At 66.8% G+C, this 23,664-nt stretch carries 22 protein-coding genes, 1 pseudogene and 1 riboswitch; of the genes and pseudogenes, 7 read left to right on the top strand and 16 right to left on the bottom strand.

The window, feature by feature from the left end:
• Window positions 1-10 precede the first annotated feature (10 nt).
• The 5 genes from prfB to GVL12_RS15280 form a co-directional block, all read right to left on the bottom strand.
• Window positions 11-1,115 (bottom strand): peptide chain release factor 2 gene (prfB, locus tag GVL12_RS15260; protein WP_159915499.1). Its coding sequence is split into 2 segments (ribosomal slippage): window positions 11-1,033 and window positions 1,035-1,115, totalling 1,104 coding nucleotides; the frame shifts between segments, so codons are not numbered across the junction.
• A 131-nt stretch (window positions 1,116-1,246) separates the two neighbouring features.
• Window positions 1,247-2,995, bottom strand: a complete 1,749-nt coding sequence (locus GVL12_RS15265; protein ID WP_159915501.1) for a methyl-accepting chemotaxis protein — start codon at window positions 2,993-2,995, stop codon at window positions 1,247-1,249.
• Window positions 2,996-3,428: 433 nt separating this feature from the next.
• Complete coding sequence (locus tag GVL12_RS15270) at window positions 3,429-4,703, bottom strand: acyl-CoA dehydrogenase family protein (protein WP_159915503.1); 1,275 nt, start codon at window positions 4,701-4,703, stop codon at window positions 3,429-3,431.
• Window positions 4,704-4,733: 30 nt separating this feature from the next.
• The gene (locus GVL12_RS15275; protein WP_159915505.1) at window positions 4,734-5,825 is read right to left on the bottom strand and encodes a phosphotransferase; all 1,092 of its coding nucleotides are present in this window, start codon (window positions 5,823-5,825) and stop codon (window positions 4,734-4,736) included.
• Between the two features lie 20 nt (window positions 5,826-5,845).
• On the bottom strand, window positions 5,846-6,565 hold the full coding sequence (locus tag GVL12_RS15280; RefSeq protein ID WP_159915507.1) for a Crp/Fnr family transcriptional regulator: 720 nt from the start codon (window positions 6,563-6,565) through the stop codon (window positions 5,846-5,848).
• 222 nt (window positions 6,566-6,787) lie between these two features.
• Between GVL12_RS15280 and GVL12_RS15285 the strand changes: the two genes are divergently transcribed.
• A complete protein-coding gene (locus GVL12_RS15285) occupies window positions 6,788-9,178 on the top strand; it encodes a hypothetical protein (protein ID WP_159915509.1) in 2,391 nt (796 codons plus the stop codon).
• A gap of 14 nt (window positions 9,179-9,192) precedes the next feature.
• On the opposite strand, the gene GVL12_RS15290 is transcribed toward GVL12_RS15285, so the two are convergent.
• From GVL12_RS15290 to GVL12_RS15305, 4 genes are all read right to left on the bottom strand, one after another.
• Window positions 9,193-9,843, bottom strand: a complete 651-nt coding sequence (locus GVL12_RS15290; RefSeq protein WP_200843793.1) for a thiamine phosphate synthase — start codon at window positions 9,841-9,843, stop codon at window positions 9,193-9,195.
• A 292-nt stretch (window positions 9,844-10,135) separates the two neighbouring features.
• On the bottom strand, window positions 10,136-10,960 hold the full coding sequence (locus GVL12_RS15295; protein ID WP_159915513.1) for a thiazole synthase: 825 nt from the start codon (window positions 10,958-10,960) through the stop codon (window positions 10,136-10,138).
• Window positions 10,961-10,987: 27 nt separating this feature from the next.
• Window positions 10,988-11,185: a sulfur carrier protein ThiS gene (gene thiS / locus GVL12_RS15300; protein ID WP_159915515.1), complete on the bottom strand. Its 198-nt coding sequence runs from the start codon at window positions 11,183-11,185 to the stop codon at window positions 10,988-10,990.
• Between the two features lie 33 nt (window positions 11,186-11,218).
• Window positions 11,219-12,310, bottom strand: a complete 1,092-nt coding sequence (locus GVL12_RS15305; protein WP_159915517.1) for an FAD-dependent oxidoreductase — start codon at window positions 12,308-12,310, stop codon at window positions 11,219-11,221.
• A gap of 54 nt (window positions 12,311-12,364) precedes the next feature.
• A riboswitch (TPP riboswitch) is annotated at window positions 12,365-12,525 on the bottom strand.
• Between the two features lie 111 nt (window positions 12,526-12,636).
• Between GVL12_RS15305 and GVL12_RS15310 the strand changes: the two genes are divergently transcribed.
• From GVL12_RS15310 to thiD, 3 genes are read left to right on the top strand one after another with little or no spacing between them, the layout of a single operon-like run.
• Complete coding sequence (locus GVL12_RS15310) at window positions 12,637-14,037, top strand: ethanolamine ammonia-lyase subunit EutB (protein WP_159915519.1); 1,401 nt, start codon at window positions 12,637-12,639, stop codon at window positions 14,035-14,037.
• Complete coding sequence (gene eutC / locus GVL12_RS15315) at window positions 14,034-14,870, top strand: ethanolamine ammonia-lyase subunit EutC (protein ID WP_306770601.1); 837 nt, start codon at window positions 14,034-14,036, stop codon at window positions 14,868-14,870. The genes GVL12_RS15310 and eutC overlap by 4 nt, the downstream gene beginning before the upstream one ends.
• Window positions 14,871-14,919: 49 nt before the next feature.
• Window positions 14,920-15,813: a bifunctional hydroxymethylpyrimidine kinase/phosphomethylpyrimidine kinase gene (gene thiD / locus GVL12_RS15320; RefSeq protein WP_159915523.1), complete on the top strand. Its 894-nt coding sequence runs from the start codon at window positions 14,920-14,922 to the stop codon at window positions 15,811-15,813.
• 9 nt (window positions 15,814-15,822) lie between these two features.
• On the opposite strand, the gene GVL12_RS15325 is transcribed toward thiD, so the two are convergent.
• The gene (locus tag GVL12_RS15325; protein WP_200843789.1) at window positions 15,823-16,290 is read right to left on the bottom strand and encodes an SH3 domain-containing protein; all 468 of its coding nucleotides are present in this window, start codon (window positions 16,288-16,290) and stop codon (window positions 15,823-15,825) included.
• 677 nt (window positions 16,291-16,967) lie between these two features.
• Here GVL12_RS15325 and GVL12_RS15330 point away from each other — a divergent pair.
• Window positions 16,968-17,405 (top strand): hypothetical protein, encoded by a 438-nt coding sequence (locus GVL12_RS15330; RefSeq protein WP_159915525.1) that lies wholly within the window; start codon window positions 16,968-16,970, stop codon window positions 17,403-17,405.
• A gap of 124 nt (window positions 17,406-17,529) precedes the next feature.
• A complete protein-coding gene (locus GVL12_RS15335) occupies window positions 17,530-17,769 on the top strand; it encodes a hypothetical protein (protein WP_159915527.1) in 240 nt (79 codons plus the stop codon).
• A 16-nt stretch (window positions 17,770-17,785) separates the two neighbouring features.
• Here GVL12_RS15335 and GVL12_RS15340 read toward each other — a convergent pair whose 3' ends face one another.
• A complete protein-coding gene (locus GVL12_RS15340; protein WP_159915529.1) occupies window positions 17,786-18,574 on the bottom strand; it encodes an SDR family oxidoreductase in 789 nt (262 codons plus the stop codon).
• A gap of 138 nt (window positions 18,575-18,712) precedes the next feature.
• On the opposite strand from GVL12_RS15340, the gene GVL12_RS15345 reads away from it, so the two are divergent.
• Complete coding sequence (locus GVL12_RS15345; protein WP_159915531.1) at window positions 18,713-19,948, top strand: MFS transporter; 1,236 nt, start codon at window positions 18,713-18,715, stop codon at window positions 19,946-19,948.
• A 73-nt stretch (window positions 19,949-20,021) separates the two neighbouring features.
• On the opposite strand, the gene GVL12_RS15350 is transcribed toward GVL12_RS15345, so the two are convergent.
• The 5 genes and pseudogenes from GVL12_RS15350 to GVL12_RS15370 form a co-directional block, all read right to left on the bottom strand.
• Window positions 20,022-20,807 carry a peptidylprolyl isomerase gene (locus GVL12_RS15350; RefSeq protein WP_159915533.1) on the bottom strand — a complete coding sequence of 262 codons (786 nt, stop codon included), beginning with the start codon at window positions 20,805-20,807 and terminating at the stop codon, window positions 20,022-20,024.
• 73 nt (window positions 20,808-20,880) lie between these two features.
• A complete protein-coding gene (locus GVL12_RS15355) occupies window positions 20,881-21,153 on the bottom strand; it encodes a BolA family transcriptional regulator (RefSeq protein WP_159915535.1) in 273 nt (90 codons plus the stop codon).
• Window positions 21,150-21,713, bottom strand: coding sequence for a septation protein A (locus GVL12_RS15360; protein WP_159915537.1), 564 nt, complete (start codon window positions 21,711-21,713; stop codon window positions 21,150-21,152). Before GVL12_RS15360 ends, GVL12_RS15355 begins: the two co-directional genes overlap by 4 nt.
• Before the next feature lie 59 nt (window positions 21,714-21,772).
• Complete coding sequence (gene msrB / locus GVL12_RS15365; RefSeq protein ID WP_159915538.1) at window positions 21,773-22,186, bottom strand: peptide-methionine (R)-S-oxide reductase MsrB; 414 nt, start codon at window positions 22,184-22,186, stop codon at window positions 21,773-21,775.
• Window positions 22,183-23,610: pseudogene (locus GVL12_RS15370) on the bottom strand (YdiU family protein); the annotation flags it as partial. The gene msrB and the pseudogene GVL12_RS15370, both read right to left, overlap by 4 nt.
• Window positions 23,611-23,664 lie beyond the last annotated feature (54 nt).

Genomic DNA, 23,664 nt, shown 5'->3' on the forward strand with positions numbered 1-23,664 from the left:
TGTTCCTCCCTTATATGCCTTGCTTGAGCGAGGCTTCGATGAACGCGTCGAGGTCGCCGTCCAGCACTTTTTGCGTGGCGGAGATTTCGACGTTGGTGCGCAGGTCCTTGATCCGGCTGTTGTCCAGCACGTACGAGCGGATCTGGTGGCCCCAGCCCACATCGGTCTTGGTGTCTTCGAGCTTTTGCTGTTCTTCCAGGCGTTTGCGCATCTCGTAGTCATAAAGACGCGAGCGCAGACGCTGCCAGGCTACATCGCGGTTGCTGTGCTGGCTGCGACCGTCCTGACATTGCACCACGATGCCGGTCGGGATGTGTGTCAGACGCACGGCCGAGTCGGTCTTGTTGATGTGCTGGCCGCCCGCGCCCGAGGCACGGTAGGTGTCGGTGCGCACATCCGAGGGGTTGATGGTGATCTCGATCGAGTCATCAATCTCGGGGTAGACGAACAGCGAGGCGAAGCTGGTGTGGCGGCCGCCCGACGAGTCGAACGGGCTCTTGCGCACCAGGCGGTGCACGCCGGTTTCGGTGCGCAGCAGGCCGAACGCGTACTCGCCTTCGATGCGGATGGTCGCGCTCTTGATGCCGGCGACGTCGCCCGGCGTTTCTTCCTGCACTTCGGCCTTGAAGCCCTTGCGTTCGGCGTAGCGCAGGTACTGGCGCAGCAGCATGCTGGCCCAGTCGCAGGCTTCCGTGCCGCCGGCACCGGCCTGGATGTCGATGAAGCAGTTCAGCGGGTCGGCTTCGTGGCGGAACATGCGGCGGAATTCCAGCTCTTCGACGAGCGGACGCAGCTTTTCGGTTTCGGCCTCGATGGTGCGCAGGCCGTCTTCGTCTTCTTCCTCGCGGCTCATCTCGAACAGCTCGGTGTTGTCGGCGAGTTCGTTGGCGAGCTTCTCGAGCGTCAGCACGACGCCGTCGAGCGACTTCTTTTCCTTGCCGAGTTCCTGGGCCTTCTTCGGGTCATTCCAGACGGCGGGGTCCTCGAGCGAGGCGTTGACGGTTCTCAGGCGTTCGTATTTGGCATCGTAGTCAAAGATACCTCCGTAAATCCGCCGCACGCTGCGTCAGATCTTCGAGGGTGTTGCCGATGAGGTTGATGCGTTCTGCTTCCATGGTGTGTCCTGTGTGTTCTTGAGAATTAATCGGCGATTTTCTCATGCACAGCGCACATTCCAACGCAAAGCCCCGGGACAGGGGCTTTTGGCGTGGAAAAAGTGCGGGGCGCGTGCCGTGCCCCGCAGGGCTCAGAAGCTTTCCCAGTCGCTTTCGCTGCCCACTGCCTTGGGCGCAGCGGGTGTGGCCGCAGGGGCGGGTGCCGAGGCCGTGCGCAGGGCGGGGGCCGTCGGTGCCGCTGCGCGGGCCGCCGTGGCCGCAGTCGGTGCCTGGCGCGCGGCGGCCCTGGGCGCGGGTGCGCTCTGGATAGGGGCGGCGTACAGTGCCGCGCCCTGGCCCAGATCGAACACGCTGACCACCTTGGACAGCGCCGATGCCTGGCCCTGGAGCGCGTCGGTGGCCGCGGCAGCTTCCTCGACCAGGGCCGCGTTCTGCTGCGTCATCTGGTCCATCTGCGTGATGGCCTGGCTGACCTGCTCGATGCCCGTGGTCTGCTCGTGGCTGGCGGCGGTGATCTCGCCCATGATGTCGGTGACGCGGCGCACGCTGCTGACGATCTCGTCCATGGTCTTGCCGGCCTGTTCGACCTGGCCGTTGCCTTCCTCGACCTTGATGACCGAGGCGTCGATCAACTGCTTGATCTCCTTGGCGGCCGCAGCCGAGCGCTGGGCCAGCGTGCGCACCTCGGAGGCCACGACGGCAAAGCCACGGCCCTGGTCGCCCGCGCGCGCGGCCTCGACAGCGGCGTTGAGCGCAAGAATATTGGTCTGGAAAGCGATGGAGTCAATGACGCCGATGATGTCGACGATCTTGCGCGACGAGGCATTGATCGCCGACATCGTCGCGACGACCTGGGACACGGCGCTGCCGCCGCGCACGGCCACCTGGGAGGCGGCGCTGGCCAGTTCGTTGGCCTGCTGTGCGTTGGTCGCGTTCTGCTTCACGGTCGACGTCAGCTCTTCCATGGACGCCGCGGTCTGCTCGAGCGAGCTCGCCTGCTGCTCGGTGCGCGCCGACAGGTCCTGGTTGCCCATGGCGATCTGGCTGCTGGCCGTGGCGATAGAGTCCGTGCCCTGGCGCACCTGGCCGACGATCTGCTGCAGGCGGGTGTTCATGTCCTGCAGGGCCTGCAGCAACTGGCCGGTTTCATCGCGCGAATGCACTTCGATGCGGCTGCCGAGGTTGCCGGCGGCGACTTCCTGGGCCAGCTTGACCGCGTGCTGCAGGGGGCGCGCGACGGCGCGCGCAATGCCCAGCGCAAGGGCCAGGCCGAGCAGCACCGAGCCGATCAGCAGTGCGCTGATCCACCATTGCGCGGCGGCGAAAAGCTCGTCGCCCGCGGCGTTGGTGGCTTCGGTGCGCGCGGCGTTGATGCTGTCGAGCGCGTCGAGCTTGGCCTGGATGGCAAGGGTGACTTTGAGCGAGTCGCCGCGCAGCTCGTAGGCCGCCTGGTCGCTTTGCAGTTCGCGCGACAGTTGCAGGATCTGCGCGGAATGGGCTGCATAGCTCTTCAGGTCGGTGCCAATCGCGGTGAGCAGTTGCTGCTCCTCGGGCGTCCTGGCGTACGCGGCGTAGGCCGCATGCTGCTTGGTCACGGTGTCCCACAGAATGGGCATGGATTTCTCGTAGCCGGCGGCCTCGTCGGGCGTGGCGGCCAGCAGGTGCTGCGTCATCTGCGCGCGGTGGTACTGCAGCTGGTATTTGATGTCCTGCAGCGTGCGCGCCGCGGGCAGGGACTGGCGCGTCAGGTCGGTCGCGGTCTGGTTGACGCGGTCGAGCTGCAGCAGCGCGAACAGGCCGACGCTGGCCGACAGCAGCAGCAGGGCCGCAAAAGAGACAAGCAGCTTGTTGGCCAGCTTCAGGTTATGAAAGAACGTCATGGAGGTGGGGAGTAGCGGTCGGGCCGCGGCGCAGGCTGGAAAGAAAAATGGCAGGGGAGGCGCGGGCGATCACTGGCGATCCGGCGCATCCTTGTGCGGATTATCGGAAGATTAGAGTAAACCCTGAGTGAAATATCGAGGTTTTGGCAAGATTTGCCAATTTTTAGCGCCTGGGCTTGCCCCGGCCCGGGCGCTGGTGTCCGCGCGGGAATGAAAAATGGCCCCCCACGCTTGCCCACTGCGTGTGGCTCGCGCTGGGGGGCCAAGCCCCCCCGATGCTTTTCATCTTGGGGCGGCCCGGCGATGAAAATGGCCCCCCACGCTTGCCCACTGCGTGTGGCTCGCTGCCCCCAAAGGGGGCGCTTTTCATCTTGGGGCGGCCCGGCGATGAAAAACCCGGCGCGAAGGCCGGGTTGCATGGAGTCCTGGTCGCTCAGCCGCCGCGCGTCACCGGCGCTTCGGCGTTGCGGCCGTAGCTGCCGTACTTGCCCAGTTCCCACTTGGCCAGCGCGTTGCGGTGGACTTCGTCGGGGCCGTCGGCAAAACGCAGCGTGCGCGCGGTCGCGTAGGCGTAGGCCAGCGGGAAGTCGTCGCACATGCCGCCGCCGCCATGCACCTGTATCGCCCAGTCGATGACCTGGCAGGCCATGCTGGGCGCGACCACCTTGATCATCGCGATCTCGGTGCGCGCCACCTTGTTGCCCGCGGTGTCCATCAGCCAGGCGGCCTTGAGCGTGAGCAGGCGGGCCATGTCGATCTTGCAGCGCGCTTCGGCAATGCGCTCCTGCGTCACCGACTGCTGGGCCACAGTCTTGCCGAACGCGGCGCGCGACGAGGCGCGCTTGCACATCAGCTCGAGCGCGCGCTCGGCCAGGCCTATGAGCCGCATGCAGTGGTGAATGCGCCCCGGGCCCAGGCGCCCCTGGGCGATCTCGAAGCCCCGGCCTTCGCCCAGCAGGATGTTCGAGACCGGCACGCGCACGTTCTCGAAATACATCTCGACATGGCCGTGCGGCGCGTCGTCGTAGCCCAGCACGTTGAGCGGGCGCACGATGCGTATGCCGGGCGTGTCGGCGGGCACCAGCACCATGCTCTGCTGCGAATGCCTGGCGGCTTCGGGGTCGGTCTTGCCCATGGTGATGAACACCGCGCAGCGCGGATCGGCCGCGCCCGAAATCCACCATTTGTGGCCGTTGATCACGTACTCGTCGCCCTGGCGTTCGATGCGCGTGGCGATGTTGGTCGCGTCGCTGGACGCGACGTCGGGCTCGGTCATCGCGAAGGCCGAGCGTATCTTGCCTTCGAGCAGCGGCTTGAGCCAGCGCTGCTTGTTGGCCTCGTCGCCGTAGCGGGCGATGGTTTCCATGTTGCCGGTATCGGGCGCAGAGCAGTTGAAGGCTTCCGAGGCCCAGGGCACGCGGCCCATGATTTCGGCCAGCGGCGCGTACTCCTGGTTGGTCAGGCCCGCGCCTTCATAGCCCGAGGCGGCGGCGCTGTCGACGGGCAGGAACAGGTTCCACAGGCCGGCCTCGCGCGCCTGGACCTTGAGCTTTTCGACGGTCTGCAGCGCGGTCCAGCGCTTGCCCGCCGCGGTATTGGCCGCGAGCTCGGCCGCATAGGTGGCCTCGGCGGGGTAGATGTACTCCTGCATGAAACGCAGCAGCCGGGCCTGCAAGTCCTTGGTCTTGGCCGAGTATTCGAAATCCATGGGTTCTCCTGGGTGGTTTTCGTGGGCGCTTCAGGCGCCGCTCTTGAGCGCAAACGACCAGGCGAGCTCGGCCATGGGCCGGGCGGTGTCGCCCGAGGCCTTGGCCTGGGCGCTCGATGCCGTGCCGGCCTCGACGCGCTTGGCAATGCCTTGCAGGATGGCAGCGATGCGGAACATGTTGTAGGCCAGGTAGAAGTTCCAGTCGGCGCGCAGGGCCTCGGGCGTGGTGATGCCGGTGCGCTCGCAGTAGCGGTGGATATAGCTGTCCTCGTCGGGAATGCCCAGCGACGCGATGTCCATGCCGCCTATGCCGCGGCCCAGCGCGGCCGGGATATGCCAGCTCATGCAGTGGTAGCTGAAGTCGGCCAGCGGGTGGCCCAGCGTCGACAGCTCCCAGTCGAGCACGGCGATCACGCGCGGCTCGGTGGGGTGGAACATCAGGTTGTCGAGGCGGAAGTCGCCGTGCACGATGGATACATGGGCTTCGTCGCGCGCGCTCGCCGGCATGTGGGCGGGCAGCCAGGCCATCAACTGGTCCATCTCGGGAATCGGCTGCGTGACCGAGGCCAGGTATTGCTTGCTCCAGCGCCCGATTTGCCGATCGAAATAATTGCCTGGCTTGCCGTAGCTGGCCAGGCCGCGTTCGGCGAACTTCACCGAGTGCAGCGCGGAAATCACGCGGTTCATCTCGTCGTAGATGGCGCCACGCTCGGCGGGCGTCATGCCCGGCAGCGACTGATCCCAGAGCACGCGGCCTTCCATGTACTCCATCACATAGAACGCGCGGCCCATCACCGACTCGTCCTCGCACAGCGCGAACATGCGCGGCACGGGCACGTCGGTGCCCTGCAGGCCTTGCATGACCGCGAACTCGCGCTCGATCGCATGGGCCGAGGGCAGCAGCTTGGCCACGGGACCGGGCTTGGCGCGCAGCACATAGCTTTGCCCGGGAGTGATCAGCTTGTAGGTCGGGTTGGACTGCCCGCCCTTGAACATCTCGACGCTCAGCGGGCCCGCGAAGCCCGTGAGATTGCGTGAAAGCCAGTCCGACAGCGCGGCGGTATCGAACGCGTGCTGCTCCGAAAGGGGGCGGGTGCCTACGAAATGGTCGAAAGTGCTCATGGGTCAGCAGGTCCTTGTCGTCAGTGGTCGGATTCCGCGATGCGCAGCAGCGTGGGCCGGTCGCGCACCACCAGGCCGCCTGGCTCGATGCGGATGATTTCTTCGCGCTCCATGGCCTTGAGTTCCTGGTTCACGCGCTGGCGCGAGGCGCCCAGCAGTTGCGCCAGTTCTTCCTGCGCCAGTTGCAGCCCGATGCGGATTTCCTGCGCGTCCGAGAGGCTGGGCACGCCATAGCTGCGCACCAGGTGCAGCAGTTGCTTGGCCAGCCGCGCGCGCAGGGGCAGGGTGTTGAGGTCTTCCACCAGGCCGTAGAGCTGGCGTATGCGCCGCGCGTGCAGGCGCAGCATGGCTTCGGAGAACTCGGCGTGGGTGGCGAGAATCTTCTTGAAGTCGGCCTTGGAAACGCACAGGATGGTGGTCTCGCCGTGCGCATAGGCATCGTGCGTGCGCCGGTCGCCGTCCAGGATCGCCACATCGCCGAACCAGATGCCCGGCTCCACATAGGTCAACGTGATGAGCTTGCCCGAGATCGAGGTGGAACTGACGCGCACCGCGCCCTTGGCGCAGGCAATCCACTCTTCGGGGGGCTCGCCGCGTGCGCAGATCAGCGTGCCGTCCTTGTAACGTTTGACATATGCGCATCGAAGTATGTCGTGCCTGAGTGAAGGGGAAAGAGACGTAAACCAGCGACCTGAATTGATCGCTTCACGTTCTTCGATAGTAAGAATCGGGTCGTCCATGGCCTGTCTTTTTCGTGACTGATGACCGACTGATTGTCGCGTGCGGGACCGGGCCCGCGGGCCTGCAGATTCGCCTGTTTGTCGCATGGGTGTCTGCGAGCAGGATGCAGGGCCTGGCGGCCTACGGGAAAACCCCGGGGCAATGGAAAAATGGAACAAAAACGCAGCCCTATGCGGCATTCAATCCTTGTATGCCAAAATTCACTCTAGGGGGAGCTGCTTGTGAAAATTTGTTACACGTTCGGAGGGGCTGGGCTGTTCGCGCTGTCATTGACCGCGTCAGCACTGTCTCTGGGACAAAGCCAGGGCCAGGTGGTGTTGGGCGCGCCATTGGATCTGGTGTTCCAGCTGCAACCGGACGCCGACATGGACGCTGCTTCTTCCTGCGTCAGCGCCGAAGTGCTGCTGGGCGAGCGGCGCATCGACGCCAGCCGCGTGAACGTCACGCCTTTGGCGCAGCGCCCAGGCCTGCCGGCCTCGGTGCGGCTGCGCGCTTCGGTCGTGATCGACGAGCCGGTGGTCGTGGTCAGGCTGTCGGCAGGCTGCCAGGGCCTGATCTCGCGCAGCTACACCTTCTTTGCAGAACTCCCCGAAGCGGCCTCTCCCGGTGCCGTGCCCTTCGATATCGGGCAACTGAGCGCGCTGCCCGCGCCGCCCGCCGCCGCGCCGCCCGCCGCCGTGGCGCCGGCTGCGCGCGTGCGCCCACCCGCCGCGCCACGCCGCGCCGAGCCTGCGAGCAGCGCCAGTGCCAGTGCCAGTGCCACCAGCGCGGCTGCCGCCAGGGCCCCCGCCGCGCCGCGGCCGCGCAAGCCCGCGCCCAAACCTCCCGAAGCACCCGCACCGACTGCGGTTGCCGTGCCAGCGGGCGAATCAGGCCTGCGCCTGGAACCCCGTCTGCGCATCGACTCACGCCTGCGCATGGAGCCGCTCGAGACCTGGGCCGCGCCGGCAGCAGGAGCCGCAGCCGCTGCGGCGCTGCTTTCCGGACCGCTGCCCGGTGCGCAGGCTTCGGCCGATTCTCCCGCCGTCGCGGCAGAGTCCGCCGATCAGCGCGTGCTGGCGCTCGAAGCCGAAATTCAGTCCCTGAAGACGCGCGAGGTCAGCCAGAGCGCGAGCCTGGCGCGCATCGGCAGTCAACTCGAGGCCCTGCAGGCGGAGCAGCAGCAGGGCAGCCCCTGGACCTTGCCGCTGCTGGTTGCGCTGGCGATCATGCTCGCGGTGCTGGCCTGGCTGCTGCTGCGCCTGCGCAGCCTGGCGCAGTCGGCGCCCAGCGGCTGGTTGCAATCCGTCGATGGGCAGGGCCTGGCCATGCCAGGCGCGGGCCATGCCGAAACCGCTTTCGGCGTTGCCGCAGCCGCGTCCATGCCCGGGGCCTCCTCCGTTTCTACGTTCTCGGGTGCGGCGTTCCGTGCGCCCCAGGAAGAGGGGGACGCGACCGAGTTCGGCCCACCCACCGTGCGCGCTTCGGCAGCAGCCGAGGCGGCTGCCGCGCCGGTGCACAGGCACCGCGATGTGGTCAAGCCCGAGGAATTGTTCGACGTGCGCCAGCAGGCCGAGTTCTTCACTTCGGTGGGCGAGTACGAGCAGGCGATCGCGGTGATGCGCAAGCACATTGCAGAGCACCAGGATTCGTCGCCGCTGGCCTACCTCGAATTGCTGGGGCTGTTCTATCAACTCAGCCGCAGGGCCGAATATGACGCCCTGCGCCAGCAGTTCGAGCAGCACTTCGCGGCCAGCGTGCCGGAAATGGCGCAGTTCGCGCAGCGCGGCCGCTCGCTGGCGCACTACCCGGAATTGCTCGCGAACATCGAGGCGCTTTGGCCCACGGACGAGGTCGGCGAGCTGCTCGAAAGCTATCTGTTCCGTCACCAGGGCTACGACAGCGGCGTGCTGTTCGACCTGGAGGCGTTCGATGATCTGCTGCTGCTGCAGGCCGTGGCGCGCACCACGCCTGCGGGCACACGCGGCCAGACGACCGGGCGCAGGCGCACCACGCCCACTGCGGCCCCTGTCGAGGCGCCACTGGCCAGTGCCGCGATCACCGCGGCCGCGGCTGCGGGCAGCCTGGCCGCAGGCCTGGTGCCGGGCGACGAACCCTGGGCCACGCTGGAGCGCGCCAATGCCCCGGCGCCTGCGCCGTCGTCGCCCGCGCTGGTGCCGCTGCCCCCGGCGCTGGATCCTGCGCCGCTGTCGCTCGACATTCCCTCGCGCTTCGATGTGCCCGAAGGCCCGTTTGCCCGCTCCGAGCCGCTGGCATCGGACACTGCCGGCGCGGACCTGCCCGCAGCGTCGTCGCTGCTCGACATCGACCTGAGCGATGTCGGCCGCTGGCAGCCGCTGGACCTGCCGGCCGTCGAGCCTTTGCCCTTTGACCTGGAGGAATTCCCGAAACGCCCCATCGTCGGGTCGATCGCGGACCAGAACGTAGGCTTCAATGCGCTCGACCCCAAGCTGTCGCTGCCCGACAATCTCGAACTCACGCCCTGGGAAGATGATTCACCCGACAGCATCTTCTCGGCCTGGAACGCGGCGCGCACCGAGCGGGTGATTGCCAAGTCGCCGCCCGAAGATGGCAAGAACGACAAGGCCGAGCCGGGCAGCGGGATCAGCTGAGTACTCTGAACCGTCTAGCGCCAGGCGGCCTGCAGCGCCTGCGCTTCGGCTTGCGGATCCTGCGCATTGACCAGGGCGCGCACCACGGCGATCGAGCCCGCGCCCGTGGCCAGAATCTCGGGAAACTGCGCGGCGCTGATGCCGCCAATCGCCACCAGCGGGTACTGGCGCATCAGCCGCACATAGGCCGCGAGCCGCGCCACGCCCTGGGGGGCCGTGGCCATGCGCTTGAGCGTGGTCGGGAACACCGCGCCCAGCGCGATATAGCTGGGCCGCACGGCCTGGGCGCGCAGCATTTCGGCATAGCCGTGGGTGCTGACTCCCAGGCGCAGGCCGGCCGCGCGGATCGCATCGAGCGCCGCCTGCGGCAGCGCGTCGAGGTCTTCCTGGCCCACATGCACGCCGTAGGCGCCCGCATCGAGCGCGGCCTGCCAGTGGTCGTTGATGAACAGCAGCGCCGGCGTACCTTGCACCGCGGCCACGGCGGCGCGCACTTCCCTGGCAATCGCCTGCGCATCTTCGGACTTGAAGCGCAGCTGCACCGTCGGCACGCCGGCGCGCGCCATGCGGCCCACCCATTGCGCGTCGGGCAGCACGGCGTACAGGCCCAGTGACTGCGGGCAGGCCGCAAAGGCCGGGGGCAGGGCGGCGTCGGCCGCAATCATGCCGAAGTCACGGCCGTCATCGGGCCAGTGCGCGGCGTCGAAGTGGCCGCAGCGCTCGGTCTGCGCCTGCCAGGCGCGCGCCAGGCATTCGGCATCTACCGCGATGAAACCCAGCCGCGCGCAGGCCTGCAGCGCCGCCAGATAGGCGGGCTGTGTCTGCGTCGCTGGCGGCACGGGCTGGGGCGGCAGCGCGCTGCGTTCGCTGCCTTCGGGCGCGAAGGCGGCTGCGTGGTGATCGAGGATGGACTGGGCCAGGGTGTCGATGTCGGTGGTGGTCATTGCGTCTCCCGCTTCAGGGGCCGTCGTGGTGCCAGAATGGCGTGCCCAGCACGGGCGTGCTCGGCTGGGCAGACTGCTGCTCGGCCATCGCGCCCGCATGCCAGGCCGCGCGCCCCGCATGGGTGGCGTCGGCGAAGGCGCCGGCCATGGCCACGGGGTCCTGCGACAGCGCCACGGCGGTGTTGAGCAGCACGCCGTCAAAGCCCCATTCCATCACCTGGCAGGCGTGCGAAGGCCGGCCCAGGCCGGCGTCGATGATCATAGGCACCGTCAGGCGCTCGCGCAGCGTCTGCAGCGCGTAGGGGTTGACCGGGCCGCGGCCCGTGCCTATGGGCGCGGCCCAGGGCATCACGGCCTGGCAGCCGACGTCGACCAGGCGCTGGCACAGCACCAGGTCCTCGGTGCAGTAGGGCAGCACCTGGAAGCCGTCCTTGATCAGGATGGACGCGGCTTCGACGAGGTTGAGCGTATCGGGCTGCAGCGTGTAGTCGTCGCCTATGAGCTCGAGCTTGATCCAGGGCGTGTCGAACACTTCGCGCGCCATCTGCGCCGTGGTCACGGCCTCCTGGATGCTCAGGCAGCCCGCGGTATTGGGCAGCACGGGCACGTCCAGGCGCCGCAGCAGCTCCCAGAAGCTCGCGCCGGTCTCGGCGGCCTGGCTGCCCTGGCGGCGCAGCGAGGCCGTGAGCATGGCCGGGCGCGAGCGCTTGACGGCGGCTTCGAGCACGGCCGGCGAGGGGTAGCGTGAGGTGCCCAGCAGCAGGCGGCTGTGGAAAGTCTGGCCATACAGGACCAGCGGGTCGGCGGCGGCCGTGGTGTCGGAGGTGGTGGTGTTCATCTTGGCAAACTCGGTAAATGGGGCAGATCAGCCGCCGGTCACGGGCGAGACGACTTCGACGCGGTCGCCTTCTTGCAGCGGCCGCGCCGCATACTGCGCGCGCGGCACGAACTGGGTGTTGACGGCGACCGCATAGGGCGGACGCAGCGACTGCTGGGCCAGGGCATCGGCCAGGCTCGCGCCTTCGGCCAGGGCCAGCGGCTGTTGGTTCAGAAGAATGTTCATGAGGGCACTATTCAGGTTGCGGCAAGGGGGCACTCACTGGTGCACGGGCACGTCGAAGCGGCGCGCCAATGGGGAGTCGCCCGTGGTCAGCAGCTCCAGCACCACGTCGAGCATGGCCGGAGAAATCATGAAGCCATGGCGGTACAGGCCGTTGACTTCGAGCACGCGCTCGGACCGCCGGCGCACGGCGGGCAGGTTGTCGGGCAGGGTAGGGCGGCACTGGGTCGCGATTTCCACGATGCGCGCTTCGGCGAACCCCGAGTGCACAGTGTAGGCCGCGCTCAGCAGCTCGAGCGTGGAGCGCACGCTGGCGGGCGACATGTCGTCGGACTCGATTTCGGTTGCGCCGATCACGAACAGATGGTCTTCCTTGGGCGCGATGTACAGCGGGTAGCGCGGATGCACCAGGCGCGTGGGCCGCTGCAGCGTGACTTCGGGCGCATGCACGCGCACCACTTCGCCGCGCACGCCGCGCAACTGGGGCCAGGCCGTGCGTGCGCCCAGACCGCGGCAGTCGAGCACCCAGTCGGGCTGGCCCGGGTTGCCGGGCGCAAAGTCGCCGAGTTCGCGCGGGGTATCCCAGAACATCTCGACTCCCAGCCGCTGCAGCGTGGCAAGCAGCGCGGCCAGCAGCTGGCGGTTGTCGAGCTGGCCTTCGCCTTGCAGGTAGACGCCTTGCGTGAAGCGGTGGGTGGTTGCGGGTTCCATGCCGTGCAGGTCCTGGCCCGACAGTGTCTGCAAGGCGGGCAGTGTGTCGTTGATGCGGCGGTTCTTCTCGAACAGCGCGCACAGGCGCTGGGCGTCGCCCGCGTCCTGGCGGTGCCAGAGCACCAGCGTGCCGTTCTGCTGGAAGAACACATGGCCGTCGAGTTCGGCAATGATCTGCGGCCAGCGGCCCAGCGCGTGCTGGCCCATGCGCACCACGCCGGGCTCGGTCACGGCCGACTCGGCCAGCGGCGCGAGCATGGCCGCGGCCACGCGCGCGGCCGCGCCATCGGCCTGTGGGCCATGGGCGTCGTAAAGCGCAATCTGGTGGCCCTGGCGCGCGAGCGTGCAGGCCAGCAGGCGGCCCATGAGACCCGCGCCCAGAATGGCGATGCGCGAGGAAGGTTGAAGGCAAGGCATGGGAAATCCCGTCGATAAGTCCCGTCAATACGGCAGGGACAAAAAAGGCGTGACCACGCTTTGCAGGAAACTCCCCACGCCAGTATGACCTGGATCGGGTGTCGGGGCGGCAGCACAGGCTGCGGTTGGATGCCCCAGGGTGTTTCTCAGTCGCGCACTGCAGTGACGGTTGCGCCGGGCAACCGGTAGCCAGTGGGACACCCCTGTTTCGTCCGTTGAAGCCGAATTACAGCACAAGCGCAATGATCGCGCGGTCTCGCCAGGAGTTGCATTACCGGCCAGGAGGGCCAGAATGGGCCCACACCGCTGAAAACCGATTGCCGACAATGCCCGTTTACCACCAGACCATCGGCGTGCGCCGCCATGTCTTTGACGACCTGGCGCAGTTGCTCGCGCGCGCGTCGCCCGAGCGCTCGGGCGACCAGCTCGCGGGCGTGGCCGCGCGTTGCGCCGAAGAGCGCGTAGCGGCGCAGATGGCGCTGGCGCAGGTGCCACTTGCGCAGTTCCTGCAGGAAACGATTGTTCCCTATGAATCCGATGAAGTCACGCGGCTGATCATCGACAGCCACAAGCCCCAGGCGTTCGCGCCTGTCGCGAATCTGGATGTCGGCGGTTTTCGCGACTGGCTGCTGTCGGACCATGTCGACAGCGCAAGCCTGGCCGCATTGGCGCCGGGCCTGACGCCGGAGATGGTGGCCGCGGTATCGAAACTGATGCGCAACCAGGATTTGATCCAGGTCGCGCGCAAGTGCCAGGTCACGACCCGTTTTCGCAACACCATCGGCCTGCCCGGGCGGCTGTCGACGCGGCTGCAGCCCAATCACCCGACGGATGCGGCCGCCGGCGTCGCGGCCAGCGTTCTCGACGGCCTGATGTATGGCTCGGGCGATGCAACGATAGGCATCAACCCCGCAACGGACAACGTTTCCCAGGTGGTGCACCTGCTCGAGATGCTCGACGCGGTGATCCAGCAGTACGGCATTCCCACCCAGTCCTGCGTGCTCACGCATGTCACCAACACCTTGCAGGCGATGGAGCGCGGCGCCCCGGTGGACCTGGTGTTCCAGTCGATAGGCGGCACCGAGGCCACGAATCGCAGCTTCGGCATCGATCTGGCCTTGCTGGGCGAAGCGCAGACGGCCGCATTGTCGCTGCAGCGCGGCGGCGTGTTCGAGGGCGGCGAGCGCGGGCGCAATGTGATGTACTTCGAGACCGGGCAGGGCAGCGCGCTGTCGGCCAATGCGCATCACGGCTGCGACCAGCAGACCATGGAAGCGCGCGCCTATGCGGTGGCGCGGCATTTCAATCCCCTGCTCGTCAACACCGTCGTCGGCTTCATCGGGCCCGAGTACCTGTTTGACGGCAAGCAGATCATCCGCGCCGGGCTCGAAGACCATTTCTGCGGCAAATTGCTCGGCCTGCCCATGGGCTGCGACATCTGCTACACCAACCATGCGCAGGCCGACCAGAACGACATGGACGTGCTGCTGACCCTGCTGGGCGTTGCCGGCTGCACGTTCGTGATGGGCATTCCGGGCTCGGACGACGTCATGCTCAACTACCAGAGCACCTCTTTCCACGACGCGCTCTACGCGCGGCGCGTGCTCGGTCTGCGGCCCGCGCCCGAGTTCGAGGCCTGGCTCGAGCGCGCGGGCATCTTTGTTCCGGGAGCGCATGCGCGCCTGGCAGACGCTGGCGCTGGCCCGTTTGCGCATCTGTTGCCGTGAAGGAGGCGCACACCGTGAATCCCGTCGTGACCGCCAACCCCTGGGAGCCTCTGCGCCGTCACACGCCGGCGCGCATTGCGCTGGGCCGCAGCGGCATCAGCATACCGAGCGCGCAGCAACTTGAATTCCAGCTGGCCCATGCCCAGGCGCGCGATGCCGTGCACCGTCCGTTCGACGTGCGCCGCACGGCCGAAGCCATAGAAGCTGTGGGCGTGCCGACGCTGAGCGCGCACAGCGCGGCGCCCGACCGTGCGAGCTATCTGCAGCGCCCGGACTGGGGCCGCCAGCTCGACGCGGCCTCGGCGCAGGCGCTCAAGTCCTGGCATCGCGGTGAAGAACATGATTTGGGAATCGTCGTCGCCGACGGGCTTTCGGCACTGGCGATGGAGCGGCACGCGGCGCCGTTTCTCGCTGCCTTGCTCGCCGAGTTGCAGCGCGATGAGCCCGCGTGGCGCATGACGCCCGCGGTGCTGGTCGAGCAGGCGCGCGTGGCCATAGGCGACGACATCGCCGAATTGCTGGCCGCCCGCATGGTGATGGTGCTGATCGGCGAGCGGCCCGGCCTGAGTTCGCCCGACAGCATGGGCATCTACCTGACCTGGGCGCCGCGGCGCGGTCGCACCGACGCCGAGCGCAACTGCATTTCCAATGTGCGCCCCGGTGGCCAGGATTACCCCGAAGCGGCACGCCGCGCGGCCTGGCTGCTGCGCGCGGCGAGCGCCGGCGAACGCACGGGCGTGATGCTCAAGGACGAAAGCGTGCCGGTGTTGCGGCTCGAACAGGACGATGCGCCGGACTTCACTTTGACACAGGGCTGCGGGCCCGTGCGATGACGCCGCTGGTTTGGGGCGGGAAGGGCGCCAGATAAGCCATAATTTTCCCATGACCATCCCTCACCCGGCGCAATCCGCCCAGGCGCCTTCGGGCCTGCCCGCTTCTGCCTCTGAACGCACCGCGCGCTACCTGCGCGTGCTCTCCATTGCCGGCTCCGACAGCGGTGGCGGCGCGGGCATACAGGCCGACCTCAAGACCTTCAGCGCGCTGGGCTGCTACGGCATGACGGCGATTGCCGCGATCACCGCGCAAAACACCTGCGGCGTGCGCGCCATCCATGCCGTGCCGGCCGACATCCTCAAGGCGCAGATCGATGCCGTGGTGCAGGACATCGGCGTCGACGCCGTCAAGATAGGCATGCTCGCCACGCCCGAAACCGTGCGCGTGGTCGCCGACGCCATTCGCCGCTACCAGCTGCCGCATGTGGTGCTCGACCCGGTGATGGTGGCCACCAGCGGCGACCGGCTGATCGCCGCCGAAACCGCCGATGCGCTGGTGCGCGAACTGTTCCCGCTGGTCGAGCTGATCACGCCGAATCTCGACGAGGGCGGATGGCTGCTGGGGCAGCCCATAGACGGCGTCGCGGCGCTCGACGACGCGGCCCGCAAATTGCTGGCGCTGGGTGCGCCGGCCGTGCTGCTCAAGGGCGGGCATCTGCCCGGAGACTGGGTGGTCGACCTGCTGGTGGACGCCGATGGCGTGAGCCACAGGCTGGAGTCGGCGCGCATCGTGACCCACAACGGCCACGGCACGGGCTGCACGCTGTCGTCGGCCATCGCCGCCGAGCTGGCCTCGGGCGCCGCGCTGCCCGAAGCCGTGGTGCGCGCGCGCCGCTATATCCTGGGCGCGATCGCCGCGGGCGCCGATGTGCGCACCGGCAGCGGCCATGGTCCTTTGAACCACGGTTATGCGCCGCGCGCGCAAGTCATTGTGGGTGGCTGAACGCCGGCTTTACCAGCCCCAGCCCAATCGTTTTGAAATCCAGCCCTGCTGGCCGTTTTCGCGGCGCACCTGGGCCCAGCCGCCCGAATGCTTGAGCGTGCGCACCACTTCGTGCTGTTCGAGCCTGGCGACGCGCTTGAAGTTCTGGCCCGGGCCCGAGCGCAGGTTTGCGCTGCGGGCGGTGATGACCATGTGCGGCGTCTTGGCCGTCAGCGGCGCGTGCACCCAGCCCAGGCTGGACTCGAAATCGCGGACCTTGAGCCATTGGCCCTGGCGCTGCGTGACCTGCAGCGGATAGCCCCGGCCCAGCTCCCACAAGGTGGCGGAGCGTGTGCTCGGTTTTTCGCGCACGTTCACCGAAGCACCCTTGATACTGACGAATTCGGCGGCCGCGCTGGCCATGGTGGGTGCCAGTGCGCCCAGTGCCAGGCTGGCAGCGGCGATGAAATGCGAGAAACGGCGGGTCAAAGACAGCACGAAAGCAACTCCTATCGGATGGTCAGGGGATGGGAAAATCCTGTCTGAGTCCGACTCGGACACTGAAGTTCCAGAGATTCTCGGAAAAGAGAACGGGAAATCATTGTCGGCACTGCGGTTTGCGGGGCGATATCCACGGGCTGCGCCGCATGTTGCGCAGGCGCACAAGGCCTGGCGATTGCGCTTGAGCCAAGGGCGCTGCTGTTGGGGCAGGTGCGCAGACATGTAAAACCGGGCGTTGACTTACCAGCAGACATCTTTGTTACGTTATCTGCGGATGCCGTCAGCGCTCCCTCACGCGCGCGTCCGCGAATGCAGGCCTTGATTCGCCTGCTTCGCGTTCGGGCCGCGGGTCTTGCACGGGGGGTGCGGTGGCCGGATTGGGCGGCGGATCGCCTATCGGCGTCTCCCCGGGCTGCTCGGTCGGGGCGGGCGGTGGTGTGGGTGGATCGGTGGGCTGCGGGCGGTGCATGGAGTTTCCTTGAAGCTTGATGAAGATGCAGGTTCAACAACACAAACAATGCAATGGGTCCTGAAAAAAGCAAGCCTCAAATGAAACCTTATGAAACTTAGGCGGTAGTTGCTCGACAGCCATGGGGCTGCTCTGTTAGAACTAACATATTGACGACTATTCGTAACCAACTCGGACGAACTCGGCTTACATCAAGGAGGTCAGCTTGTTTTACGAGTTTGAGCGCCGTGCCGTTGCCTTCCTGAAGCGCATCGAGAGCATGGCTCCTTGCAGTTCCCGGCAGCAGGCGTATGACAGCCTGCTTGCGCACTGGCACGCCGTGGAATCCAATTACCACGACGACCAGGCCTATCTGGACGCCTTGCTGCACACGAAAATGTCATTGGAAAACAACTGGCATGGTCTCGACGGCAATCCCTGCTATTGGCAGAGTCCCCGGGTGCCGCAGTTGCGTGTCTACATTCACGACGATGGTGCGATCGTGATTCAACGCCTGGGCGGTACGCGCGAAGACCGTATCCTGTTCGCGCTCAATTCAGCCCAGCCTGTCTTTCACTCGCCGAAGCCAGAGTCGGAGGGCGCGGCTTTCGCCAGCGCCGTCCAATATGCGGCGGTGCCCGAGGCTTCTCTCTCCAAGATGTAGGCTTTGCGCCTGTGGCGCCCCGTTGTCCGCATGGCCTACGTGGCGCCGGCCTGTGCGCCGGCCTGCTTTTCGCTCGTGAACGATTAACTTGGAGCTTTCTGTCATCAGCCCAAGGAGGATTGCCATGGAAAAGAGCGTCAAGGAATGTGTCCACGAAATGATTGCCTATGACGATGCGCGCCCCAGCGCTCCGTACGAGCATTGCTTCACCGCGGTCGCGGGGCTCGGCCTGGTATTGTGTGCGCTGCGCGCGCATGGCCGGGGCCGCGCCGTGCTGCACGCGACCCTCGCGGGCATATTGCTGGCACGAGCCGCAGCAGGCACCGATGGCCTGCGCAAGTGGGCGGACATCCCCCGCCCTTGATCTTTGCGCAGCCGCGTCACTCGGGCGCCCGATAGCGCTCGGCCGCGTGCGCCTGCCGTATGTCCGACAGCAGGCCTTGGCGCGCGCCCTCCAGCGCATCCCAGCGAGCCGCCACATGTAGGGGCGGGATCGTGACCTGCTCGCGGCGGTCGAATCCGGCCAGTGCTGCATCGACCAGCTCACCGACCTCCATCACTTCGGGCAGTGCATTGACATCCATGCCTGAACGCTGCCAGATTTCGGTGCGGGTCGCCGCGGGCAGCACCGCCTGTACGTAGACGCCCTTGGACGACAGCTCCAGGCTCAAGCCCTGCGAGAGAAACAGCACGAAGGCCTTGGTCGCGCCGTAGAGCGACATGCCCATCTCGGGCGCAAAACCCACGACCGAACCAATGTTGACGATGGCGCCACTGCCCGACTGCGCAAGGCGCGGCGCGACCGCAGCCGCCAGCCGCGCGGGCGCCGTGGTGTTGAGCGTGATCAGGCGTTCGATGCTGTCGCCGGTCTGCTGCACAAAGCTGCCCGACTGGGCCATGCCGGCGTTGTTGACCAGGATGCCGATGCGGGCGTCATCGCGCAGGCGCGCCTCGACCACAGCCAGTTCGGCGGACTCGGTCAGGTCGGCCTGCAGCACGGCTACGGCCACGCCGTTTTCATCCTGCAGGCGTTTTGCCAGGGCGTCGAGGCGTGCCTTGTCGCGCGCGACCAGCACCAGGTCGTGGCCGCGGCGCGCGAAGCGTTCGGCATAGGTGGCTCCGATGCCGCTGGAGGCGCCGGTGATCAGAACGGTAGAAGAGAGGGTCATTGCTGCTTCCTTGTGAAATGCGTTGGATTGCCGGGCATCACTGTCGTGATGTATTTGTAGATGCAACAGTTGTATATACAATCATATGCGAAAACGGAGCAACCCATGCAAGTCGAACCCATTTCCGAATCTCGTCCAATGGACGAAACAGCGTCCGCCAAAGCGTCTTACGCCCTGTGGCTCGTGCTGCTGGCCGCCGCAGGCACGTTTGCGCTCACGATGGGCGTGCGCCAGACCATGGGCCTGTATCTGTCGCCATTGAACACGGCGACGGGCCTGGGCGTGGCCAACATCAGCCTGGCCTTTGCGTTCGGGCAGCTTTGGTGGGGGTTGACGCAGCCCTTTGCCGGGGCCGTTGCCGATCGCATCGGCACGGCGCGCGTACTGCTCGCGGGTGTGGTGCTGATCGCGATCGGCACGGTGATCACGCCGTTCATGACATCCACCTGGGGGCTCATCCTGGCCATCGGCGTGCTCGCCGCGGGCGGTGCCGGCATGGCGGGGCCTTCCGTGCTGATGGCGGCCAGCACCCGCATGGTGCCCGCGGCCCGGCGCGGGCTGGCCACGGGCATCGTCAACGCGGGCGGGTCGTTCGGGCAGTTCGCGCTCGCGCCGGTCGCGATGGGCCTGACCGTCTCGCTGGGCTGGGCCGCATCGATGCAGTGGATGGGGCTGCTGGTGCTGCTCGCGCTGCCCGCCGCATGGGTGCTCAAGGGCAATTCCAGGGCACTCGCCGCGGCTGCCGCAAGCGCTTCGGGCGCCGCCGTTCTCACGGCGCGCCAGGCGCTGGCGCGTGCACTTGCCACGCCAAGCTACGGCCTGCTCGCGGCGGGTTTCATGGTCTGCGGCTTCCATATCGCGTTTCTCGCCACCCACCTGCCGGGAGTGATAGAGAGCTGCGGCATGCCGCCAGCCATTGCCGGCTGGTCATTGGCGCTGATCGGCCTGTTCAATATCGTGGGCAGCCTGGGCATGGGCTGGGCGGTGGGGCGCTGGCGCATGAAATCCCTGCTGTCGCTGCTCTATGCGATCCGTGGCCTGGCCGTGCTGGCCTTTGTGCTCGCGCCCAAGACGCCCGCGGTGGTGCTGGTCTTCGCCGCCGTGATGGGCGTCACGTTCTTGTCGACGGTGCCGCCGACGGCGGGATTGGTGGCGAAGATGTTCGGGCCGGCGAACATGGCCATGCTGTTCGGCGTGCTGATGCTGGCCCATCAGATCGGCGGCTTCTTTGGCGCCTTCCTCGGCGGCCAGGTGTTCCAGGCCACGGGCAGCTACGACTGGGTCTGGTACATCGACATTGCGCTGGCCGCGGGCGCGGCGCTGATCCATCTGCCGATTCGCGAGGCGCACCCGGTGCGGCTTTCTGCGGCGTGAAAGAGGCGCGCTGCGCAAACAAAAAAGCGGCCTGGGCCGCTTTTTTGTGCTTCAACGCAGGCGTTGAGCGCGTTTACTCGACCTTGGCCTTGGCGCGCAGGCTTTCCTGGAACTGCATCAGCTTTTGCTGTTCCAGCTGCTGGGCGACCTGGGGCTTGACGTCGTCGAGCTGGGGCAGTTCGGCCTGGCGCGTGTCGTCCAGGCGGATCACGTGGTAGCCAAACTGGCTCTTGACCGGCGTCTGGGTGTAGCTGCCTTTTTGCAGCTTGATCATGGCTTCGGTGAACTCGGGCACGTAGCTGTCGGCATTGGCCCAGTCCAGATCGCCGCCGCGTGCGCCCGATCCCGGGTCCTTGGACTGCTTCTTGGCGATCTCGGCGAAATTGCCGCCCTTCTTCAGCGAGGCAATGATGGCCTTGGCTTCGTTTTCGGTGGGCACCAGGATGTGGCTCGCGCGGTATTCCTGGCCTTGGTTGGCGGCGACGAACTTGTCGTACTCGGCCTTGATCTCGGCGTCGGTGACGGGGTTCTTCTTCTTGAAGTCTTCGAACAGTTCACGGATCAGCACGGTCTGGCGGGCCAGCTCCATTTGCGACTTGTATTCGGGCGACGCTTCCAGGCCCAGGCGGCTGGCTTCCTGCATGAAGACTTCGCGGGCGATGACTTCTTCCTTGATCTGGCCTTCGATCTCGGGGGAGATGGGCCGGCCCGAGCGCTCGATCTGCTGCTTGAGGATTTCCACGCGTTCCTTGGGAACGGGTTTGCCATTGACAACGGCCAGATTTTGCGCCGAAGCGCCCAGGGCAGCACCACCCAAAACGGCAGCCGTCACCAGGCTGGACAAGAACTGTTTATTCATGCGAAATTCCGAAAGAAAAATGAGAAACGTTTCAGTGTTCAACGTTGCCATGCCTTGCGAGGCATGCATGTAGTCAAAGCACTTCAATGGCGATGGCATGAACACCCTGGTCAATGAAGTCTTGCAGCGCATCATACACAAGGCGATGGCGTGCCACGCGCGATTTGGCGGCAAATCCGGGGGCCGCAATGCGGACCCGAAAATGGGTGCCAAAGCCGCTGTCGTTGGCGCCCGCATGGCCTGCATGCAGGGCGCTTTCATCGATGACTTCAAGCGCCGTGGGCGCCAGCCGCGCGCGCAGCGCGGCTTCCATCGCCGCGGCGCTGATCGCGGGCAGCGCGCTCATGGCAGTTCCTTGGGCGCAGGGGCTTGCGCGCCGTCTTCCTTGAGGTAGCGGCTCAGGTACAGCGCCTGGGCGACCACGAACACCAGCATCAGGCCCATGCCGCCGAACAGCTTGAAGTTGACCCAGGTGTCGGTATCGAAGTGGAAGGCGATCCACAGGTTGAGCGCGCCCATTGCGGCGAAGAATGCGGCCCAGGCCCAGTTGAGCTTGAGCCAGACCGGGTCGGGCAGTTGCAGCTGCGCGCCCATGATCGAGCGCAGCAGGTTCTTGCGGAAAAGCAGCTGGCCGACAAGCAGCGCGCCGCCCATGAGCCAGTAGAGCACCGTGGGCTTCCACTTGATGAAGGTTTCACTTTCGGCCAGCAGCGTGGCGCCGCCGAACAGCACGATCACGCCCAGGCTGACCCATTGCATGGGCTCGACGCGGCCGTTGCGCAGGCGCAGGTAGGCGATCTGCAGCACCGTCGCGACGATCGCCACGGCCGTGGCCGCGTAGATGCCCCAGACCTTGAAGGCGACAAAGAACAGGATGATGGGAAAGAAGTCGATCAGTAATTTCATGGGGCTTGCGGGCCAGAGGGGCAAAAGGGCACGCCGCTGCGGTTGCAGCGGCGCAGGGGTCAGGACGTGCTGGGCGAAAAGTCCAGGGACGCCGAGTTCATGCAGTAGCGCAGGCCCGTGGGCTGCGGCCCGTCTTCGAAGACATGGCCCAGATGGGCGCCGCATTGTGCGCAGACGGTTTCGGTACGGCTCATACCGTGGCTGTGATCGACGATTTCGCGAATGGTTCCTGGAATGGCCTGCGAAAAGCTGGGCCAGCCGCAGCCGGCGTCGAACTTGGCGTTGGCCGCGAACAGCTTGGCGCCGCAGCAGATGCAGTGGTAGCTGCCGTCGGCCCAGTGCTGCTCATATTTGCCGCTGTAGGGCCGCTCGGTTGCTGCGTGGCGGGTGATCTGGTAGGCGCCCGGCTCGGCGCCTTTTTCCTGCAGCGCGGCATGCCACTGGGCGTCGGTTTTCTGGATGGGAAAGCTCATGATGAACAGCTGATGGCGATGGATGAGGCCCATTCTGGCGCAAATCCGGACCATTGCGCGTGTTCGGGATGGGTGTCGTAGGGGCGTTCGAGCACCTGCAGCAGTTGCTGCAGCACGCTGAAGTCGCCTTCGCTGGCGGCGCGGATCGCGAGTTCACCGAGGTGATTGCGCAGCACGTAGCGCGGATTGCGCGCGCGCATGCCGCTGGCGGCGCTGCCCGCATCGGTCTGCACCAGCCGTTCGGAATAGGCCAGCAGCCAGCCATCCCAGCCTTCGCGGTCGAGGAACAGGTCGCGCACGGGCGTGAAGTCGCCCGAGGCCACGGCATCGGTCAGGCGCAGCCAGAACACCGTGTAATCGACGCGGTTCGCGGCCAGCAGGCCCAGCAGCTGGTCGATCAGCGCACCGTCGCTTTCGCTGTGCCGCGCATCGTCCTGGCGATGGACCAGGCCCAGCTTGGCGCGCATGCGTGCGAGGAACGCAAGCGCATAGACCGTCTTGTAGGAGGCCAGCGCTGCGAGCGCCGTTTCCTGGTCTTCGATCAGCGGCATCAGCGCCTGTGCCAGGCAAAACAGGTTCCAGTAGGCGACCTGGGGCTGGCGGTTGAACGCATAGCGGCCCTGCGTGTCGCTGTGGTTGCAGATGTGCCCCGGGTCGAAGGTGTCGAGGAACTGGAACGGGCCGTAGTCTATGGTCAGCCCGAGGATGCTCATGTTGTCGGTGTTCATCACCCCATGGCAAAAGCCCACGGCCTGCCAATGGGCCAGCAGCTCGGCCGTGCGTTCGCTCACGGCCTGCAGCAGCGCCGCGTAGGGGTTGGGGGTACTGCGGCAGGCGGGGTAGTAGTGGGCGATCACATGGTCGGCGAGCGCGCGCAGTTCAGGCACCTGGTCGCGCGCGGCGAAATGCTCGAAATGGCCGAAGCGTATGAAGCTGGGCGCGAAGCGCGTGACCACGGCCGCGGTTTCGCGCGTCTCGCGCTGCACCGGCAGCGGCGAGCCGGTCACGCTGAGCGCGCGCGTGGTCGGTATGCCCAGCGCGTGCATGGCTTCGCTGCAGAGGAATTCGCGGATGCTAGAGCGCAGCACGGCGCGGCCATCGCCGCCGCGCGAGTAGGGCGTGCGGCCCGCGCCCTTGAGCTGGATTTCGAGGTGCTGCGCGGTCTCGCCCAGCAGGATGGCGCGCCCGTCGCCGAGCTGGCCGGCCCACAGGCCGAACTGGTGGCCGCTGTAGACCGTGGCCATGGGCTGGCTGCCCGCCAGCAATTGGTTGCCGCTGAGCGCCTGCAGCGCTTCGTCGCTGGCGAGCCACCCGGGCGGCAGGCCCAGCGCCTGGGCCGCGGGGCGGCTCACCGCGACCCAGTACGGCGCGGGCACGGGCGTGGGCTGCAGGTGGGTGAAGAAGGCCGGGCCCAGCGCGGCAAAGCCGGGCTGCCAGCCCCAGTCGGGACGGGGGGCGGGGTCTGTCTCTTATACACA

The sequence above is a fragment of the Pantoea sp. 18069 genome, from assembly GCF_902706035.1.
Taxonomy (GTDB): Bacteria; Pseudomonadota; Gammaproteobacteria; order Burkholderiales; family Burkholderiaceae_C; genus Comamonas.